At 64.6% G+C, this 19,502-nt stretch carries 20 protein-coding genes and 2 riboswitches; of the genes, 9 read left to right on the top strand and 11 right to left on the bottom strand.

All coding sequences use genetic code 11. The features are described 5' to 3' along the window. Window positions 1-84: 84 nt before the first annotated feature. The 5 genes from surE to ftsB form a co-directional block, all read right to left on the bottom strand. Complete coding sequence (gene surE / locus ACJJV2_RS03885; RefSeq protein WP_043331401.1) at window positions 85-831, bottom strand: 5'/3'-nucleotidase SurE; 747 nt, start codon at window positions 829-831, stop codon at window positions 85-87. Window positions 832-882: 51 nt separating this feature from the next. After that, window positions 883-2,058, bottom strand: coding sequence for a tRNA pseudouridine(13) synthase TruD (gene truD, locus ACJJV2_RS03880; protein ID WP_405278422.1), 1,176 nt, complete (start codon window positions 2,056-2,058; stop codon window positions 883-885). Further along, window positions 2,051-2,551 carry a 2-C-methyl-D-erythritol 2,4-cyclodiphosphate synthase gene (gene ispF / locus ACJJV2_RS03875; RefSeq protein WP_405278657.1) on the bottom strand — a complete coding sequence of 167 codons (501 nt, stop codon included), beginning with the start codon at window positions 2,549-2,551 and terminating at the stop codon, window positions 2,051-2,053. Before ispF ends, truD begins: the two co-directional genes overlap by 8 nt. A 91-nt stretch (window positions 2,552-2,642) precedes the next feature. Beyond that, window positions 2,643-3,434 (bottom strand): 2-C-methyl-D-erythritol 4-phosphate cytidylyltransferase, encoded by a 792-nt coding sequence (locus ACJJV2_RS03870; RefSeq protein WP_405278420.1) that lies wholly within the window; start codon window positions 3,432-3,434, stop codon window positions 2,643-2,645. Next, window positions 3,431-3,835, bottom strand: a complete 405-nt coding sequence (gene ftsB, locus ACJJV2_RS03865) for a cell division protein FtsB (protein ID WP_225347115.1) — start codon at window positions 3,833-3,835, stop codon at window positions 3,431-3,433. The genes ACJJV2_RS03870 and ftsB overlap by 4 nt, the downstream gene beginning before the upstream one ends. A gap of 123 nt (window positions 3,836-3,958) precedes the next feature. Between ftsB and ACJJV2_RS03860 the strand changes: the two genes are divergently transcribed. Further along, complete coding sequence (locus ACJJV2_RS03860) at window positions 3,959-4,270, top strand: NGG1p interacting factor NIF3 (RefSeq protein WP_405278418.1); 312 nt, start codon at window positions 3,959-3,961, stop codon at window positions 4,268-4,270. A 52-nt stretch (window positions 4,271-4,322) separates the two neighbouring features. Here ACJJV2_RS03860 and ACJJV2_RS03855 read toward each other — a convergent pair whose 3' ends face one another. Continuing rightward, on the bottom strand, window positions 4,323-4,907 hold the full coding sequence (locus tag ACJJV2_RS03855; RefSeq protein WP_054555560.1) for an NUDIX hydrolase: 585 nt from the start codon (window positions 4,905-4,907) through the stop codon (window positions 4,323-4,325). Between the two features lie 142 nt (window positions 4,908-5,049). Here ACJJV2_RS03855 and ACJJV2_RS03850 point away from each other — a divergent pair, with 142 nt between their 5' ends. Together ACJJV2_RS03850 and ACJJV2_RS03845 are read left to right on the top strand one after the other, a co-directional pair. Continuing rightward, entirely contained in the window at window positions 5,050-5,679 is a 630-nt protein-coding gene (locus ACJJV2_RS03850) for a CoA pyrophosphatase (protein WP_405278415.1), read from the top strand. Between the two features lie 217 nt (window positions 5,680-5,896). Next, complete coding sequence (locus tag ACJJV2_RS03845; protein ID WP_225347116.1) at window positions 5,897-6,562, top strand: 2OG-Fe(II) oxygenase; 666 nt, start codon at window positions 5,897-5,899, stop codon at window positions 6,560-6,562. Between the two features lie 55 nt (window positions 6,563-6,617). On the opposite strand, the gene ACJJV2_RS03840 is transcribed toward ACJJV2_RS03845, so the two are convergent. After that, entirely contained in the window at window positions 6,618-8,090 is a 1,473-nt protein-coding gene (locus tag ACJJV2_RS03840) for an MFS transporter (RefSeq protein ID WP_405278413.1), read from the bottom strand. 247 nt (window positions 8,091-8,337) lie between these two features. Then, window positions 8,338-9,072, bottom strand: coding sequence for a class I SAM-dependent methyltransferase (locus ACJJV2_RS03835; RefSeq protein WP_405278411.1), 735 nt, complete (start codon window positions 9,070-9,072; stop codon window positions 8,338-8,340). Window positions 9,073-9,403: 331 nt separating this feature from the next. Here ACJJV2_RS03835 and ACJJV2_RS03830 point away from each other — a divergent pair, with 331 nt between their 5' ends. From ACJJV2_RS03830 to thiC, 6 genes are all read left to right on the top strand, one after another. Continuing rightward, window positions 9,404-10,438, top strand: a complete 1,035-nt coding sequence (locus ACJJV2_RS03830; RefSeq protein WP_405278409.1) for a lysophospholipid acyltransferase family protein — start codon at window positions 9,404-9,406, stop codon at window positions 10,436-10,438. A 295-nt stretch (window positions 10,439-10,733) separates the two neighbouring features. Continuing rightward, entirely contained in the window at window positions 10,734-11,855 is a 1,122-nt protein-coding gene (locus ACJJV2_RS03825; protein ID WP_405278407.1) for a PQQ-dependent sugar dehydrogenase, read from the top strand. Window positions 11,856-12,486: 631 nt separating this feature from the next. Further along, window positions 12,487-13,197, top strand: a complete 711-nt coding sequence (locus tag ACJJV2_RS03820; protein ID WP_405278405.1) for a TIGR04283 family arsenosugar biosynthesis glycosyltransferase — start codon at window positions 12,487-12,489, stop codon at window positions 13,195-13,197. Between the two features lie 16 nt (window positions 13,198-13,213). After that, the gene (locus ACJJV2_RS03815) at window positions 13,214-13,915 is read left to right on the top strand and encodes a TIGR04282 family arsenosugar biosynthesis glycosyltransferase (protein WP_405278403.1); all 702 of its coding nucleotides are present in this window, start codon (window positions 13,214-13,216) and stop codon (window positions 13,913-13,915) included. Window positions 13,916-14,068: 153 nt separating this feature from the next. Next, a riboswitch (TPP riboswitch) is annotated at window positions 14,069-14,195 on the top strand. A gap of 145 nt (window positions 14,196-14,340) precedes the next feature. Further along, window positions 14,341-15,000, top strand: a complete 660-nt coding sequence (tenA, locus tag ACJJV2_RS03810; protein WP_043331406.1) for a thiaminase II — start codon at window positions 14,341-14,343, stop codon at window positions 14,998-15,000. 157 nt (window positions 15,001-15,157) lie between these two features. Continuing rightward, window positions 15,158-15,298, top strand: a riboswitch (TPP riboswitch). A 126-nt stretch (window positions 15,299-15,424) separates the two neighbouring features. Then, window positions 15,425-17,434: a phosphomethylpyrimidine synthase ThiC gene (gene thiC / locus ACJJV2_RS03805; protein ID WP_405278401.1), complete on the top strand. Its 2,010-nt coding sequence runs from the start codon at window positions 15,425-15,427 to the stop codon at window positions 17,432-17,434. Between the two features lie 127 nt (window positions 17,435-17,561). Here thiC and ACJJV2_RS03800 read toward each other — a convergent pair whose 3' ends face one another. From ACJJV2_RS03800 to ACJJV2_RS03790, 3 genes are all read right to left on the bottom strand, one after another. Beyond that, complete coding sequence (locus tag ACJJV2_RS03800) at window positions 17,562-17,840, bottom strand: peptidylprolyl isomerase (protein WP_043331408.1); 279 nt, start codon at window positions 17,838-17,840, stop codon at window positions 17,562-17,564. A gap of 87 nt (window positions 17,841-17,927) precedes the next feature. Then, window positions 17,928-18,434: a hypothetical protein gene (locus ACJJV2_RS03795; protein WP_405278398.1), complete on the bottom strand. Its 507-nt coding sequence runs from the start codon at window positions 18,432-18,434 to the stop codon at window positions 17,928-17,930. Between the two features lie 320 nt (window positions 18,435-18,754). After that, complete coding sequence (locus tag ACJJV2_RS03790; RefSeq protein WP_043331409.1) at window positions 18,755-19,123, bottom strand: phasin family protein; 369 nt, start codon at window positions 19,121-19,123, stop codon at window positions 18,755-18,757. Window positions 19,124-19,502: the final 379 nt, after the last annotated feature.

The following is a 19,502-nucleotide window of genomic DNA, read 5'->3' as shown; positions in this document are numbered from 1 at the left end:
TACACGTCCTTCATGGTCTTGATTCATATCCTTCGAACGAGGACTTCACAGCGAAATCTTGAGCCTTGGCTGGCGCTGCGTCGCTCAGGTCAGCGCCTCGAGCCACTGCGCCACATCGTGACGGGCCCCGTGGGAGGTGAGATCCGTCATCAACGGCGTGATCGACACATAGCCGGCCGCGATGGCGGCGAAGTCGGTGTCATCGCCATCATCGATGCCATCGCCGGCCAGCGCGATCCAATAGCGGGTACGGCCACGCGGGTCCTTGACCTCGATCGGGGCGCCCGCCGGGCCACGGTGGCCCTGACGCGTGACGCGAAAACCGCGAATCTCGCTCCAGGGCACATCCGGCACATTGACGTTGAGCAATGAGCGCGGCGGCAATGCCAGGGTCTCGGCCGCGCCGACGAGGCTCGCCGCCACGCGTCCAGCGGTCTCGAAGTGGGTCTTGCCGCACAGTGACATCGCGATCGCCGACATGCCCAGCGAGCGCCCTTCCATCGCCGCCGCCACGGTGCCGGAATACAGCACGTCATCGCCCAGGTTGGCGCCATGGTTGATACCGGAAATCACGATGTCAGGCTTCTCGTCCCAGACGCCATTGACGCCCAGATAGACACAATCCGCGGGTGTGCCGTCGACGCTGTAGAAGCCGTTCTCCATCGCGGACAGCAACAACGGCCGACTCAGCGTCAGCGAGTTGCTGGCCCCTGAGCGATCACGGTCCGGCGCGACCACACGAATGCGTGCCTGCCCGGCCAGCGCGTCATGCAGCGCCTTGAGCCCCGGAGCGTGCACGCCATCATCATTGGAAAGCAGAATCCTGCGCATCATCTCACTCCTTTGCGAATCATCGGATAGTCGTCATGTTGCCTGACGGCACTACAGCAGCGGGTGGGCGATCAGCTCACGCAACAGGCCCGTCGCGAAGCTGCCGCGCGGCAGATCGAAGTGCAGCCAGACACTGGCCTCGCCACCTTCGGTTTTTGCCTGCTCTGGCGTGATATCCCACTCCAGACGCGGCTTGCCGGGCATCAGGCGCAGCGGACGACGCTCCGCCTTGACGCCAGCCTTCTCGAGCCCCTCGCACAGCTGCGGCCAACGCGTGGCCAGGACCTGCTCAAGTTGGGCGACCTGAGCATGAGCCTCCGCACGCCCGGTGCCCCACAGCGGGCCAGTGGGATGAATATCGCCACTCGCCAGGCGCTGCGCCAGCGTCTCGGCCGACTCGCTGCCATCGGTGACGAAGCGCGAGCCCGTCCCGTTGAGCGCAAACACCTCACCGCTCAACGCCGTCGCCCAGCAATGCGCCTTGAGGCGCGCAGCCAGCACCTCGTTGAACAGGAAGCTGCGCGCGGTCGACAGCAGCATGCCGCTGCGGTCATCGCGCTTGCGCCAGCCACGCACCAGCACGGCACGTGCCCGGCCGAGATTATGTCCCTGATGGCCGAAGCGCTGCGGCCCGAAATAGTTGGGCACACCGTCATGTATCAGCGTCTGCCAGCGCGCCTCGAATTCGGGATACGCGACGGCCTCACCGCTGACACGCAGCGCGAAGCGGTTGCCGCGATGCACACCCCGCTTGAGCTTGCGCGGATGACGCACGCTGGCCAGCACGCGGACGCCCTTCTCGGCCAGCGCATCGCTGAGGTCCTGCGGCGCTTCACGCCCCGGCAACCACACGGAAATCCACTGCTGTGTGATCGCCTGCTTGTCCTTGAGACCAGCCACGCCGATATCGCGCGGCGCGACCTCACACAGGCTGGCCAGTTCACGGCATAGGTCATCGGTGGTCAGGCCGCGTTTCTCGACCCACAGCCACTGATGCTCGCCGTGGCCTTCGGGCACGAAGTCCATCAGCTCGGTGACCCGGAAGTCCTCCGGCGTGTGACGGAAATCGCCTGCTCCCAGCGGGCCGCCATGTGCATGCGGCCAGCGCTGCATCAATTCGGCTTCCTTGACCCACGCCTCGCTGCCCGCGGCGTCCAGTGCCGCCAGCGCCTCGGCAAACAGCGCATCCGCCTCGGGCGACTCAGACATGTCATTCACTTCAGACATGCTCGGCTCCGCCCGCGGTCGGCAGCGCGCCCAGCAGCACCACCGCCTCGGCGGCGATGCCTTCCTTGCGACCGGTGAAACCGAGCCGCTCGGTGGTGGTGGCCTTGACGTTGACGACCGCCAGCGGCACGCGCAGATCTTCGGCGATCACTTCCCGCATCGCCTGGATGTGCGGCGCCATCTTCGGCGCCTGCGCCATCACGGTGAGATCGACATTGCCGACCCCGAAACCGGCGGCATTGACCAGCCCGATCACGTGGCGCAGCAGGCCACGGCTATCGGCACCGGACCACTCGCTGTCGGTGTCCGGGAAATGCTTGCCGATATCGCCCATGCCACAGGCACCGAGCAGCGCATCGCACAGCGCATGCAGCAGCACGTCACCGTCGGAGTGCGCCACGAAGCCATGCTCGTAGGCGACCTTCACACCACCGATCATCAGGTGATCGCCATCGCCGAAGCGATGCACATCGAAGCCGTGGCCGATGCGCAGGGCCATCGGCACATGGCCAGCCTGCGGGGAAGAGGTCGCGGATTGCGCAGAGGAAGTGGCAGCGGCGGGTGTTGCAGATTGCTCAGTCATGTCAGGCAGACGTCCGGGGGCTATCGGGAAGCGCCTCGCGCGCGGCCAGCAGCAGGCGCGCCATGGCGAGGTCTTCCGGATGGGTGATCTTGAGATTGTCGCGGGCGGCGGCGACCAGCACGGGGGCACGGCCACAGGCCTCCAGTGCCGAGGCCTCATCCGTGATAAGCGCGGGGTTCTTCCCAAGCGCTTCACGCAGCGCCCGTCGCAACAGGCCCAACGGGAAGGCCTGCGGCGTGAAGGCATGCCACAGGCCGACGCGGGGTTCGGTATGCGCGATGCTCGGCGCACGCTCTTCATCGCCATCGCCATGCGGGCGGGAGTCGCCGGCCGGCGCGGCGCGCTTCATGGTGTCGCTGGCGGGGGCCGCGAGGATGGCACCATCGGCACTGCGGCGAGCGGTCGCGACCAGCGCATGGATATCGGCTTCGCGAACGCAGGGACGCGCGACATCGTGCACCAGCACGAGGTCATCGTCATGGGCGTGGCGGCTCAGGCAATCCAGGCCTGCCAGCACGCTGTCGGCACGCTCGCTGCCGCCATCGGCGCGCAGCCAGTCCTGCCACGGCACCATCGACGGCGAGAAATAGCCATCATCGGCGCCCAGCACCAGACAGAGCCCTGCCTCGGGCAGCGCGCGCTTGAGCGTCGCCAGCGTCGCCTCCAGCACGCAGCCGCCGGGTGACAGCTCCAGATACTGCTTGGGGCGGTCGGCCTGCATGCGGCTGCCAACGCCGGCGGCCGGCACCAGATACCACAGACGGGGCTCGCGCGAGGCGTCTGTCGGCATCATGGCGTGATCACCTTGGGCAGCCCGCCTTCCAGGCCCTTGCCCTCCAGCGCACCGTCCGCCACTTCATCGGGTGATGGTGCCTTGCGTTCCGGCACCGCGACATTGGGCACCCACAGGAACTGCTCGTCCTTGCGCACCATGCCGAGGTCATTGCGTGCACGCTCCTCGATGGCCGCCAGACCATTCTTGAGGTCGACCACTTCCGCACCGAGCCGCTGATTGCGGTTGTCCAGCACCGCATCTTCCTTGGAAAGCTGCTGCACGCGTGCGCGAATATCGAATAATTCGGTGATGCCATTTTCGCCCCACCACAGCCGATACTGGAGCAGTGCCAGCAGCAGCAGCAGTGAGATATTGATCCATTTGAGCATGGCGATGTCCTTGGCCGTTGCAGCGCGCATTATGCCATCATCCGGGAGCGTGACGCAGGCACTGCCAGCATCCGTTGCCACGCTTGACGCACCCCTGTCGATCAGGGCCACCTGATGACAGCGCCCTCTCACTCTTCTGCCAGGAGTCATCCGATGTACAAGCTTGCGTTCTTCGTCCCGGAGAATGACGCCGAACCCGTCAAGGAAGCCGTCTTCGCCACCGGTGCAGGGCGCATCGGCGACTACGAGGCCTGCTGCTTCGAGACACGCGGCACCGGCCAGTTTCGGCCACTGGCCAGCGCCAATCCGCATATCGGGACCTGCGGCACGCTGGAGCGCGTCGCCGAACTGAAGATAGAGCTGGTATGTGACGATTCGCTCATCGCCGCTGCCGTGGCGGCGCTGCGCGACGCCCATCCCTATGAAGAAGTCGCCTTCGATTGCTGGCGACTGGAAACGTTCTGACCCCGCGCACCCCGAAGAACGAGGCACGCGAGGTCAGCAATGGCCAGACGCTCTAGCTCGCGGGCAGGAAGGTGGTGTTGAAGAAGTGCTCGCGGGTTTCCAGGTCGATCTGCTCGAGATGCAGCGGGAAATGTTCGTCACCCTCGCCGTGGCGGCGGTCCTCGAAGTAGCGGCGCAGCGTCACTTCCATGGTCGGGAAGGCCAGTGACTGCCAGGGGACCTCCTCCTCGGCGAACAGCGCCACCTCGAGACTCTCGACGCCCGCCGAGTAGTCGCTGATCAGCTCGGCCCGAAACAGCATATAGACCTGATTGATGTGCGGCAGGTCGATCAACGTATAGAGCCCCTGCAGCTTGACCTCGGCGCCGGCTTCTTCTCGCGTCTCGCGGGCAGCGGCGTCGCTGGTGGTCTCGGCGTTCTCCATGAAGCCGGCCGGCAGGGTCCAATAACCCAGGCGTGGCTCGATGGCACGCCGACAGAGCAGCACCTTGCCATCCCGCACCGGCAGGGTGCCCGCGATGATGCGCGGATTCTGATAATGGATGGTGCCGCAGCTATCACACAGGTAGCGCAGACGATCATCGCCCTGCGGCACTGCCAGACGCACCGTTTCACCACAGTGACTGCAATAATTCATTCGCTCTCCCATGAAATCTCAAGGCGCCCTTCAGTGACATCCCGTCTCCGCTTCCTCGCTGCGCGGTGGGCCCAGCGGCATGGCAGTCGCCTTGACCGCCAGGACCCTCGCGCCACATGATGAATGCCTACGAGGAAACGACATGCTAGAAGCCCTGCGCCAACGCCTGCAAGCACATCAACCCCTTGCGACCGACCACCAGCTGCCCCGCGCCGCCGTCCTGATCGCGCTGATCGATCGTTCCGAACCGACGCTGCTGCTGACGCGGCGTGCCAGCCATCTCAGCCAGCACCCCGGCCAGGTGGCCTTCCCCGGCGGCAAGGCCGAACCCGATGATAGCAATCTGTTGGCCACCGCGCTGCGCGAAGCCGAGGAAGAAGTCGCGCTGCCGCCCAGCGCCGTGGAGGTCTTCGGCCAGCTGAGCGACGTGATTTCCCTGCACGGCATGCGCGTCACGCCCTTTGTCGGACGCATTCCCGCCGACCTGCCGCTGCGCGCAGACCCCGGCGAGATCGAGCAGATCTTCGAGATGCCGCTGAGCATGTTGCTAAAGGACGAGCGCGAGCATACCGATGTGATCACCGTCGGTGACGAGACCTGGTACGTGCCCAGCTATCGTGTGGCCGACCAGGTGCTGTGGGGGCTGTCCTCGATGATGCTGGTCGAACTGATGGCCATCGGCTTCGGCCATGCCGTGAGCCTCAAGGCAGCGCCACCGCCTGGTGCCCCGCTGCGCCATCTGCCGCCGCGCCCAGTGCCGCCTCGGCCCTGAAGCTCAAGATCCTGAACTCCTGAGTTACTGAGCTCCTGAGCAGCTGAACCAGACAAGGTGTGTTCCCGCCGAGCGGCTCGCCATTCCCCTGATGTCATCGCCCTGATGGCATCGCACCGCTGCCATTGCCATTGCCCCGACGATATTGCACCGACAATGGCACTGGACTATAACTCCTCGCCCACGATGCCACGCCACTTCCCGTTCGGAGCGCCTGATGCCCGCTGCACCTGCACCCGCCCCACTGCTGGACCCTGTCGCACTCAACCTGCTGATCGATGAACTGGTCGAGCATGGCTACAGCGTGCGCCCCGACTTCCTGCCGCGCCAGGTCATTCGTCAGCTCAATGATGAACTGACGGAGCTTGAGACGCGGCAGCAATTGACGGCGGCGGGTATCGGGCGCGGGCGCGAGCATGATCTGCGCCCGGACATCCGCGGCGACGCGATTCGCTGGCTGGACCGCAATTCGCGTGCCCAGCGCGCCTATCTGGAAGCGATGAACGTGCTCAAGGATGAGCTCAACCGTGCCCTCTATCTGGGGCTGTTCGAGTATGAGGCCCACTTTGCCCACTATCCGGTCGGCAGCTTCTACAAGAAGCATCTCGACAGTTTTCGCGGCCGCGGCAATCGCCTGATCTCCAGCGTGCTCTATCTCAATGAGGACTGGCCGCGCGATGGCGGCGGCGAGATCGTGCTCTACGACCCCGAGGATGACAGCCGCGAAATGGCGCGTGTCACCCCCGAGGCCGGCACCTTCGTGTGCTTCCTCTCCGAGCAGATCCCCCATGAGGTGCTGCCGACGCATCAGGCGCGTGCCAGTGTCACCGGCTGGTTCCGGCGTAACAGCTCACAGGGCAATCTGGTCGATCCCGCACGCTGATTCCCGGGCGGGAGGCCCGGCCAGCCAGGTCTGGACAGCGCCGCGCCAGCGGCCCTCAGTCGCGCGCCAGCGGCGCGTCATCGCGTGGCAGCACCTGCCGCTGCGCGTCCTGCAATGATTGCTCGTCATTCAAGGCCTGCTCGTCGTGCAGCGCCTGCTCCTCCTTGACCTCGATCTCCTCGAGGCTGTCCAGCGAGGCATCCGTGATCAGCTCCGGCATGTCAGCGACCAGCTCACGCGTGACCTCGACCAGCGGGTCATCGGCCTCGGCGTCACGCAGGTGCTCCTCGGCGGCCTCGACGAGCTCAGGCCCGACCGCAAGCTCGGTGCCCAGCGGTGTCTGCGGGGCATGGGTCTCGAAGGGCGCCAACGGCTGCGGCGCCGGACGCATCACGCGTCGCCAGACGAAGAAGAGCAGCATGCCGCCCCCCATCACCGCCAGACTCAGCGCCATGCCGGGCATCGCTCCCATCTCGGCCATCGGCAGCGATACCGCAGGCGGCGACAGGGTCGACCCCACCGCGTTGATCAACAGCAGGCCCTGACTCATGCGCACCAGGGCACCGGCGGGCGCACGGTCGGCGGCATGGCTGACCGCCACCGGATAGAGCGTGAAGGCGGCACCGCCGAGCAGGAACAGTACCGTCAGCTGGGCGATACCCTCGCGCGCCGGCCCCATCAGCAAGGCGGCGAAGCCGACGATGCCGATCGACAGGATGATCAGCACCTGCTGGCGATCGTGGCTGTCAGACCAGCGGCCGATGGGGTACTGCAGCAGCATGCCGCCGAGAATCACCAGCGCCATGCGCTGACCGATCTCTGCGGTGCTCAGGGTGCCGCCATCGCCCAGTGCCAGAGGCAGCAGGCTATAGATGACCGCCACCACCAGTCCCGAGGCCAGACAGCCGAACACGCCCGTCGGCGTGATGCGAATCAGGCGCCACGGGCTCAGGGGCTCGGACTGTTCGATCAGCGGCGAGACACGCGGCAGCAGCACCAGCGGCAATACCGAGGCCGCCGCCAGCATCGCCACCAGCATGAAGGCCGCCTCGAGGCTCAGCATGGCGGTCACGCCCAGCAGCAGCTGACCGAGCACCCCCGCGCCGTAAAGCACGATCATGTAAAGCGCCAGCAGGCGCCCGCGCACGGCGGGGTCGGCGGCGCTCAGCAGCCAGCTCTCGATGACCAGATACACTCCGACCAGCGACCAGCCGATCATCATGCGCAGCAGAAACCACACCACCGGGTGGTCGCCCAGCCCCATGGCCAGTGCCGCGACCGCCACCAGCGAGGCGAAGCCGGCATAGGCGCGGATATGGCCGATGCGCAGCAGCAGGCGGTCGTTGACCAGCGCGCCGAGCCCGAGGCCCAGATAGTAGGCCGAGCTGATCAGGCCGATCGCCTCGCTCGAGACGCCGGCGGCAGACAGCCGCAACGGGACCAGCGAGGTCAGCATGGCGTTACCGATCCCCAGCAAGGCAAGGCCGAGCAGGGGCGCAAGGGACATCAACAGCAGATGACGGGGCATGACCAGATCCTCGGCCGGCCGCCAGTCAGCGATCAGCCAATGCCGCAAGGTGCGGATATCGTCGGGAGGGGAAGTTTGCCTTGCGAGAATACGTCAAGGCGCGGGCAATATAGTGACAGTCCGCGCCAAAACCAAGCCTTTTTGCGTCATTTGGCGACAATATGGTCTTGGGTGTCGCTGCGCGCTTTCCTGCGCGCTTTCCTGCGCGCTTTCCTGCGCTCTATCCATGCCCTGTCCCGCGCCCTTGTCAGGTGGGTTGGGGCACGCGGAAGATGACGCTGTCGTTGGCGACCTGCTCAAGCTCGAGTCCGTGCGTGCGCGCAAGCCAGGCAAAGGTCGCCGGGCTGAACAGGCACACATGCGTCGGATCACGCAGGTAGTGCCAGCGCCTGAGCGCCTCCGGGTCATCCGAGGCGGGCTGCGTCATCACCCCCAGCAGGCCGCCGGGCTTGAGGCAGCGCAACCACTGGCGGAAGACCTCGCCCGGCGCGAAGAGATGCTCGATCACCTCGGTGCTGACGATGAAGTCATGCTGGCGGGTGAGCGCTGCCGGGTTCGGATGATAATAGAGGTCGTGCAGCGCCATCGGATGGCCCGCCTCCTCGAACATCTGCGCCAGTGCAGGCCCCGGCCCACAGCCGAAATCGAGCCCGCTGGCACCGGCCGCGAGCCGCTCGCACATCGGCGTGAAGAGCTTGGCCAGGAAGCTTCGATAGCGCGGGTCTGCCGGGTCATTCTCGTGCTGGTCGTAGATGTCCTGCTCTGCCCTGGCATCCAGGCGCTGGGACGGCGCCAGATACAGCAGATGACATTCCGGGCAGCGCAGGTAATCGCGCTCGTCGGCGGGCGGGCGCCGACCGGTGTCGGGGCACGGCCTGCGCCGCTGTACCAGGTGCAGTACATGCTGGCTCTGGGACGCCTCACACAGCGGGCAGACAGTATCCGCAGGCGGATAGGGAACGAGGGAATCAGGGGCTGACATCAGGGCTCCGCGGCAAGGGACACTGGCGATGAGGGTCGACGTCACCACACGGCTGGCGGTGACGACTCGGCGCCACGCGCGACACCGCGGCGGCACGGGCAATTCCGCAGCAGGTGAACGTATCGAAGGTGGCGACTGTCTGAGTGCTGAATGATACCCCGCGCCAGTGTCTTGCGCCTGCCACGATGGAGCCTGCAGGCACCGCCCCCCTCTGGCACAATGAGCATCATTCGAGTGCGGCACCGCGACACCTGACGATGTCACGGCGCCTGCCTTCGCGTCAGACAGGCGCGATCTTTCACGCCAGACCACCGGAACTTCACGTGTGACGATGGACAAGACTCTCAAGCGGTTCGAACAGGCCATGGAACAGCGCCTGACTCCTCTCAAGGCCAACTCCGTGGCCTGTCTGTGGCAACGACTGTCCGGGCTCAGCACCCGCCAGCTCTGGTGGCTGGCGCGCCCGTTGGCGCGTGTGGTGCAGCTGTGCAATCCCCGTGAGCGCCGGGTCACGCGCCAGAATCTGGGCCAGGCCTTCCCGCAGCTCGACAGGCAGGCGCGCGCGCGTCTGGCAAGCGACAGCCTCGCGCATTCCACCGCCACCATGCTGGAACTGGGCAAGGTGTGGCTGGGCGATGAAGACGCCGTGCGCGATTCGATTCTCGAGGTCCACGGCCGCAACCTGCTCGACGAGGCGCGCGCCGAGGGGCGCGGTGTCATCGTGCTGGCGCCGCACTTCGGCAACTGGGAAGTGCTCAATTTCTGGCTCTCCAGCCACTTCCCGTTCACCGCCATGTACGAGCCGCCCAAGTTCGAACGCCTCGACCCGATCATCCGCAATGGCCGTGAGCGCATGGGCGCGAGCCTGGTGCCCACCAACTCGCGTGGCGTCGCCGCCTTGCTCAAGGCACTCAAGCGCGCCGAAGCGATCGGCATACTGCCGGATCAGGAGCCGGGCCGTGGCAGCGGCGTCTTCGCCGACTTCTATGGCCGGCCCGCCTATACCGCCACCCTGCTGCCCAAGCTGGTGGCGAGAACCGATGCGCGCGTCGTCACCGGTGTCGCCCAGCGCCTGGAAGATGGCCATGGCTTCGCCATCCACTTCCTCGCTGCGGATGAGGGGGTCTATTGCGAAGAGGAAGTCGCCTCGGCACGCGGGGTGAATGCCTCGGTGGAAGCGGCGATCGCCTTGGCGCCGGCCCAGTATCAGTGGGAATACAAGCGCTGGCGCAAGAGCCCGCAGGAAATGGAGCAACAACCGGGCTGGCAGGAATCCCGCTTCTATGCGCGCACCTACTCCTTCTTCTCGCTCAAGGGCTGGCGCCGCTATTTCAAGCATCGCCGCAAGACCAGCAAGCGCGGCTGAGGGCAGCACTGGCGGATCAGGCCATCAGCTCCCAGACTGAATGCGCATGGCTCAATGACAGGAGGCAAGGATGCCGATCGAGACTCACACCGCTCACCTCACAAGCGCATCGTCCCGGCGCCCCTCACTGTCCCGGGCAGTGACGGCATGCCTGATGACAGGCTTGGCGACAAGTGTGGCAACAAGAGTGACGGCACGTCTGGTCGCAAGTGCCGCGGCGGCCTGTCTCGCATTGTCTCTGCCGGTCCAGGCAGAGACAGGCACTTCTTCACTGTTGTTGGTGAGCGCTCAGCAAGTGCCCAGTGATGCCCCAGCGCTCAAGCTGCCTGAGGGCGCCACGCTCGAGCGGCTGGCCTCGCTCGACAGTCCACGCATGTTGCATCTCACTGATGCTGGCGAGCTGCTGATCGGCTCGCGGGCCGAGCGTGTCTATCGCGCTCAGCTGACGCCGGACGGCAACCTCTCTGCAGTGAAGACGCTGGTCGAACTGTCGGGCTACCCTCACTCGCTGGTGGTGCGCGGCGACAAGCTCTATGTCGCGACCACCGCCGCCTTGCTGGTCGCCAACTATTCACGTGGCGAGTCTCTCACCCGCGATGACTTTCGTGAGCTGATCGCCCTGCCCGGCGGCGGTGGCCACAACTCGCGCACCTTGAGTCTCGGGCCGGATGGTGGCCTCTATCTGGCGCTGGGCATCCAGGGCAATTGCTCGAATCAATACCTTGCAGGCAGCGACCAGGGTTACTCCTTCAGTGAACGCCGCGGCGGCGTGCTGCGCCTTGAGGAATCCGGCGATGCGCCGCTCTGGCAGCCCTGGGCCAGCGGGCTGCGCAACCCGGTAGGCCTCGCCTGGCAGCCAGGTAGGGAAGATGAGCCGCGTCTGCTGGCCACCAACAACGGCCCCGACCACTGGGGCTATGAGCAACCTCGCGAGCTGGTGGTCGCAGCCCGCGAAGGCAGCTTCCATGGCATGCCCTGGTATCAGTGGGTCGATGGCCGCTGGCAGGCGGATGACTGCATCACTAGCGATTCACCGCGTGAGCGTGACGAGATTGAGCCGCCGCTGGCCGAGATCCCCGCTCGCAGTGCGCCGATGGGAATCGCGGTGGTACCGCCAGAGCATCCATTGGCTGCAGACATGGATGTCGTGGTGGCAGTCCACGGCAGCTGGGGCACGGCGCCCTCCGGCAACGCGGCGGGTGACCCGGCCAGCCGCCGTGAGCCTCGCCTGCTGGGCCTCAAGCTGGCGACGCCAGACACTGAAGCACGCCTGATGCCAGTGCTGACCGGCCTGCAGGACAGCAGCAGCGGTCAGCGCTGGATTCGCCCGCTCGATGTCCTGTTCGGCCCTGATGGCAGCCTGTACTTCACCTCGGATAGTGGCGCGGCTGGCCTCTATCGCCTCACCTTCGATTGATGGCCTGACCTCCAGCAGAACGGGCTTTTGAGAAGCGAGGCCCTGGCCCTTAGTCACGCGCTCTCTCCAAGCCCTCTCTCCAAGCCCTCTCTCCAAGCCCTCTCTCCAAGCCCTCTCTCCAAGCCCTCTCTCCAAGCCCTCTCTCCAAGCCCTCTCTCCAAGCACTCTCTTCAGGCTCTCTTTCCAGGCTCTCTTTCCAGGCTCTCTTCAGGCTCTCTTTCCAGGCTCTCTTTCCAGGAGCTGCCTGGGAGAGGACCTATGAATAGGGCCGATGAATGCAGCGCTTGCCTGCTGCAGACTCAGAAAACCTGCCGTTCATGCCCCGCCTGCGAATTACAGAAATGTAGTCCTGTGCCCTCGCATGCACCCAATGGCCAGCTAGGCATTGTGTGGCCATGGAGCGACACTGGATCGACGCCAAGCGTTTAATGAACGATGACGCGTTGAGAGAGCGTCTCTCGCCCGTGCATCCAGCCTACGAACTCCTGCGTATGATCCAACGAATACGCCATCGTCGGAGCCTGCCGCCATGAACCAGCAGCCACCCCCAGCATCACGGACGTCCGCCAGCCGGGACTCCCTGTCGAGCACATGCACGCACCTGACGCGCGCTCCCTGGCTGAGCATCGTGATGCCGGTGAATGACGAGGCAGCCGGCATCGTGCAAACCCTGATTGCCTTGAGTCGCCTGCGCGCGGGGGGTGACTGTGAAGTGATCGTGGTGGATGGTGGCTCGACGGATGGCACCCCCTCACTGGCCCGACCGCTGTGTGATGCCGTGCTGAACAGTGAGCCGGGCCGGGCACGCCAGATGAATGCCGGAGCCGCGCGTGCACGCGGAGAATGGCTGCTGTTTCTGCATGCCGATACCGACTTGCCCGACAATGCGCTGGCATTGCTCAAGGAGGCCGTCACGACGCATCGCCGCAGCGACTGGGGCCGCTTCGATGTCAGCATCAAGGGCGAGTCGCCGTGGTTACCGATGATCGCTGCCATGATGAATCTGCGCTCGCGGCTGACCAGCATCAGCACGGGCGACCAGACCCAGTTCGTGCAGCGCTCGACCTTCGAGGCCATCGGCGGCTTTGCCGACATGCCACTGATGGAAGATATCTGGCTGAGTGCCCAGCTCAAGCATCTGACCCCGCCAATGAACCTGACTGCGCGCGTTACCACCAGCGGTCGACGCTGGGAGACCCACGGCGTCTGGCGCACCATCGTCAAGATGTGGGGACTGCGGCTGGCGGCCTGGTGTGGCGTCTCCCCTGCACGCCTGGCACGCCTTTACGGCTATCGCGCCGCGGCGCAGGCCTGTGAGCAGCGCGGCATGCCCCATGCGTGATACGGCGTTGCCTACCTTGCCCACAGCTGATGCCGCGTCAGAGGTGCGCCCGACTCTCATCATCTTCGGTCGCCTGCCCATCGCCGGCCACTGCAAGACACGCCTGATCCCCGCACTCGGCCCCGAGGGCGCAGCTCGACTCTATGCGCGGATGCTGAGCCATATCGTTGACCACGCCTGCGCCGCGCGCCTCGGCAAGGTCGTGGTGATGCTGACGGCCTCTGCCGAGCCGTCGAGCCAGGCACCTGAACAGGCGGCTCTGCGGGTAGCGCTGGAAGCCCGGCTGCGAAACGTTGTCGATGCCTCTGCCGACCTCACCTTCGAGGCGCAGCCGCAGGGGGAACTCGGTGAGCGAATGTCTCGGGCCATGGCCCGACATCTTCCCGAGGGGCCGGTGTTGCTGATGGGCTCCGACCTACCGGCGCTGGATAGCCAGCGGCTGCGCGAGGCAGCCCACAGACTGCGCACTCACGACGCGGTGCTGCAGCCCACCGACGATGGCGGCTATGGCTTGATCGGCCTCAAGGCGCCCTGCCAGCAAGCCTTCCTGCTGCCCCACTGGAGTCATGCCCATGTCTGCCGGGACACCCTGACGCTGCTGGCACGGGCGGGGAGAACGGCCGCTTGCCTGCCGACCAGCTGGGATGTCGATGAGCCGCGTGACCTGGAGCGACTGTCGCGCCACCTGCCGGCGCTCATGGCCGGCCTTGCCGCTTGAGACTTTCCATGAACCCGCTCACGGCTTTCTACAAACCCGCTTGAGGCTCTTCACACGTTCGGCATGCCTCCCAAAGTCGTATGCATTTTTGCTCACACTGCCCTTCTTCTACGCCTCAGGGCTGTTACACTCGCTGCATCGTGACTCACATGTCACAGCTTGACGGGGTGCCGGTAAGACCGGCTGAGATGTCATGCGCAGGCAATGTCCTTGCGTGAATGACGATCCCGCCGAACCTGATCCGGCTAGTACCGGCGTAGGGATCAAGCGCGAAGCGATGCCACTCGATATCGTCACCACTTTCTCACGGTGACTGTCGGCACCTCCCCCGCTTTCCCCTGCTCCTGTTCCGGTACTGGCCACGCTTGCGCCAGAGACCTGTCGCCCCATCACGGGTCGTCAGCACGCTCACCGAGGGATGCGTCATGCCTAGTTTCAACGACCTGACCAGTGCCTGCGCCGAGGAATGGCGTGACTATCTCGAGCACGACTTCGTTCGCCAGCTGGGCGAAGGTCGTCTGCCGGAGGAGTCCTTCCGCCATTACCTGCAGCAGGACTACCTGTTCCTGATCCACTTCGCGCGCGCCTGGGCGCTGGCCGCCTACAAGAGCCGCACCCTCGCGGAGCTGCGTCAGGCCACCGCCAGTCTGGACACCATCCTCAATACCGAGCTCGATCTGCATATCGGCTACTGCAGCGAGTGGGGCATCAGCGAGGATGACCTGAGCGAGCTGCCGGAATCCCGCGCCACCCTGGCCTATACCCGTTACGTGCTCGATTGCGGCCAGCGCGGCGACCTGCTCGATCTGCACGTGGCGCTCGCGCCCTGCCTGATCGGCTACGGTGAGATCGCCGAGTGGCTGCTCGATCAGGACACCACCGAGATCGAGAACAACCCGTACGCGGACTGGATCGCGATGTACTCAAGCGATGACTTCAAGGAAGCCGTCGAAGCCGAGCGTGAATGGCTGGATGCGCGACTCTCGGAAGTCTCGGAGCGTCGATTGGGTGAACTGGTCGATGTCTTCCGGGACGCCACGCGACTCGAGATCGACTTCTGGCAGATGGGCCTCGATCGCGCTTGAGTCATGACAGACTGACGTCCCGGCGCTCGCCATGAGCCGCTCGGGATGACGCCATCCCCATGGATGGCACGACTGACAGGCCAACAGAGCCTGGATGCGAGAATGCTCCCCGGGGCAAGCCTGACGCTTCGGGCAACACCCTCGCATTGAAATCTGAACACGCTTGACGGGGTGCCGGTGGAACCGGCTGAGATCCTGCATGCATGCTTCGCCGCCCTGACGCGCGAGCTTGCCAGCAAGGGGTCCCGTGGAACCTGAACCGGTTAGGACCGGCGTAGGAATCAAGCTGATGGCCAGCCGCTGCGCGCGGCCGCCTCGCTCCCGGGCCACCTGCTGGCAAGGAGTCGGCGACGACCATCCTCTCCCTGCGCACGGTCTTCCCATGATGACGTCAGCCGTGACGTCGCCCTTTGAGGAGACCTGCATGAGCACTGCCCCGACGACACAAGACCCGCAAGCCACCAACGCCGCCGAGTCACCGCTCGCCTCGCAGCCTGAGGCTGCCCCCAAGGCACGCGCGCGTGCCGGTCGCAAGGATGGCAGCCGCCACCTCGCCAGCGAAGCACAGGTCGACGCCGCCGCCATCGCGCCGCTGAGCGGCTCGCGCAAGATCTATATCGAAGGCTCCCGACCGGACATCCGCGTGCCCATGCGCGAGATCGGCTGCTCGCCGACCCAGACCTCCAGCGGTCTGGAAGAGAACCCGCCGATCGTCGTCTACGATACCTCCGGCCCCTACACCGATCCGGCGGTCGAGATCGACATCCGCCGGGGTCTGGCGCCGCTGCGCGAGAAGTGGATCGAGGAACGCGGTGATACCGAACAGCTCACTCAGCTGAGCAGTGAATATGGCCGCGTGCGCCAGGCCGACCTACGCCTGTCGTCCCTGCGCTTCGAGCTGGACCATCGCCCGCGTCGTGCCCTGCCGGGCAAGAATGTCACCCAGCTGCACTATGCGCGCCAGGGCATCATCACCCCGGAGATGGAATACATCGCGATTCGCGAGAATCAGCGACGTATCGCGCTGCGTGAGGAATATCAGGGCAGCGAATCCGTCGAGAGCATTCTGGGCCATCAGCACCCAGGCCACAGCTTCGGCGCCAACCTGCCCGACGAGATCACCGCCGAATTCGTGCGTGAGGAAGTCGCACGCGGCCGCGCCATCATTCCCGCCAACATCAATCACCCGGAAAGCGAGCCGATGATCATCGGCCGCAACTTCCTGGTGAAGGTCAACGGCAACCTGGGCAACTCGGCGGTCACCTCCTCCATCGAGGAAGAGGTCGACAAGATGACCTGGGCGATCCGCTGGGGTTCCGACACCGTGATGGACCTCTCGACCGGCGCCAACATCCACGAGACCCGTGAATGGATTCTGCGCAATTCTCCCGTGCCCATCGGCACGGTGCCGATCTATCAGGCGCTGGAGAAGGTCGATGGCGTGGCCGAGAACCTCGACTGGGAGATCTTCCGCGACACGCTGATCGAGCAGGCCGAGCAAGGCGTCGACTACTTCACCATCCACGCCGGCGTCCTGCTGCGCTATGTGCCGCTGACCGCCAGCCGCGTGACCGGCATCGTCTCGCGCGGCGGCTCCATCATGGCCAAGTGGTGTCTGGCGCATCACGAGGAAAGCTTCCTCTATCGCCACTTCGAGGACATCTGCGAGATCTGCAAGGCCTACGACATCAGCCTGTCACTGGGCGATGGCCTGCGCCCGGGCTCGGTGGCCGATGCCAATGACGCCGCCCAGTTCGGTGAGCTCGAGACGCTCGGCGAGCTGACGAAGATCGCCTGGCAGCACGATGTCCAGGTCATGATCGAAGGCCCGGGTCACGTGCCGATGCACCTGATCAAGGAAAACATGGACAAGCAGCTCAGCGAGTGTGACGAGGCGCCCTTCTACACCCTCGGCCCGCTGACCACCGACATCGCCCCGGGCTACGACCACATCACCTCCGGCATCGGCGCCGCGATGATCGGCTGGTTCGGCTGCGCCATGCTCTGCTACGTGACCCCCAAGGAGCACCTGGGCCTGCCCAACAAGAACGACGTCAAGACCGGCATCATCACCTACAAGATCGCCGCGCATGCCGCCGATCTGGCCAAGGGCCACCCGGGCGCGCAACGCCGTGACAATGCGCTCTCCAAGGCGCGCTTCGAGTTCCGCTGGGAAGACCAGTTCAATCTGGGCCTGGACCCGGACACCGCGCGCAGCTTCCACGACGAGACGCTGCCCAAGGACTCGGCCAAGGTCGCCCACTTCTGCTCCATGTGCGGGCCGAAGTTCTGCTCGATGAAGATCACCCAGGAAGTGCGTGATTACGCCAATGAGCATGGCCTGACCGGCGATGCCGACAGCGTGATGGCCGGCATGCAGGAGCAGGCCGACAAGTTCAAGCGTGAAGGCAGCCAGCTCTATCAGGAGGTCTAGGCAAGCGCCTGACGCACAGGAAAGCTGACTTTCTAAGCCACAAAAAACGCCCCGACCAGTGATGGTCGGGGCGTTTTCGTCACATCCTGCCAGGGGCTCATGACATCTCATGAGCGTGACAGAAGGCTCACGTGCGGCTGGTGACTTCCAGCAGGTGATAACCGAACTGGGTCTTCACCGGGCCCTGAACCGTGTTGATCGGGGCGCTGAACACGACTTCGTCGAATTCCTTGACCATCATGCCCGGGCCGAAGGCGCCCAGGTCGCCGCCACTGCGGCCGGACGGGCAGGAGGAGTGCTCGCGAGCGGCATCAGCGAAATCGCGGCCGTTCTCGATTTCGGTCTTGAGAGCTGCACACTGTTCTTCGCTGGAAACGAGAATATGACGCGCTGTGGCCTGTGCCATGTCTATCACCTGTCACTGATCGAATAAATGCCGTCGGCAATCACCGGCGGCGTGGCAGGTCATTGTGGCCCAAGGCAGCGCTCGCCGCTAGCGTCCTGCACAGACCCGGCGCTGATACTGGATGGCATCGAGATCATTGCTGCCGAGCAGTGCCGCCGTGGCAGCGTTGCATTCCGCCTCGGCCAAGTCATCGGCAGCAGATGTTTCCGCCCACTGGATGTTGCCGACACTGGGCCGGTAACTGACTGCGGCATTGCATGCCATGCGCCGCGTACTGTTGTAACGCTGCGAAGGAAGAGTCGGAGGATTGCTGGTCATTTCCCGGCACGTCGAGGCAAACATCTCGCTGGCCGCCTGACTGCAACGGGTATGGGCCATGGCATTCTGGCGCTTTCTGGCACACACCGAGTCATTGAGAACACGCCAATGCAGGGTATCGAAATCGATCACCTGCCCTTGATAGCGGGTCTCGACATGCTCGCGCTGAAGCCCTGCTGTCGTCGTCAGATGCGAGGCGACACCCTCACCGAATTGCCCACTCAAGCCCGAGACCGCATCCATTAACGCTGCCAATGCCGCACTGACAGAATTCATCACACACTCCTTGTGTTGATGCCTCCCGGCATACGCCGCCGGGGAGCCTTGCTCGATCATCCCTGACCGTCACTTGCGGTGACATGACCTGATAGCGCTGCCTCATGACGAGACTGATAACGCCGACGGACAGCGCCGGCGCACTCCCTGCGACATTACCCGTACACCGGCATCATTGCCTTAACGCTCAAGGGGATGATGCCAACGTTTCCCTCTCCAGCAACGAGTAATCAGATTCAGTACCCCGGACACGCGAACGCCCACCCGGAAGACCGGATGGGCGTTGGGGACGCTCGCCTGGGAGCGTCGGCAGCAGTCGCTTACTTGGCGACTTTCTGCATGGCCTCGGAGGCGGACTTGGCGTTGCTTTCTGCCAGTTCCTGACCTTTCTTGGCGTATTCCTGGTTCAGCTCGACCACTTTCTGGGTGTCGTTCTGCAGCTTCTCGCCCAGAGTCTTCACGGTTTCCTGCTGCTCCTTGACGAAGTTCTTCAGACCTTCGCTGTCCTTGATCTCGAGCATGGAACGCGCCTGGGTCAGGGAAGCATCAGCATAGGACTTGGTCAGTTCCATCTGTGCGCCGATCAGCTTCTCGCTGTAATCGATGCTCAGGGCGCTGAACGCACGCAGCGGAGACAGGAACATATCGTCGAACTGCTGAGCGGACTTCTCGAAGTTGGCATTGAACATGTAGGCACCCTCCAGGGTATTGGCATCACGCTGAAATGAACCGGAGCGTTGCTCCGTTCGGTTATCAGGACTGAACCGGGCTGGTGCACCGTAGTGACCGAGCCATCATTATCAAGCCGTCACTATCAAGCCGTCGCGGTCAGATAGTGCTATCGACCAGGTTCCATCCTCGCTGCAACGCAGCATAAGACAGTCTTTGTTGCACTGCAACATCAAAAACATCGCAACGACTGATCTGTACGCCCTGGTTGATGTAGTTGCTTGATTGCACTGGAGAAAAACAATCAGAAGTCGAAAAGAAAATTGACGCCCTGGGCTCCCGACACGCCCTTCACCACGCCTTGGAACGCCAGACTGGGCCTAAGTGCTGAGCCAAAGT

Source organism: Cobetia sp. Ld8, assembly GCF_045066615.1.
Taxonomy (GTDB): Bacteria; Pseudomonadota; Gammaproteobacteria; order Pseudomonadales; family Halomonadaceae; genus Cobetia; species Cobetia amphilecti.
The sequence above is the reverse complement of the archived record's forward strand: the minus strand, read 5'-3'. Positions and strand labels throughout refer to the sequence as shown.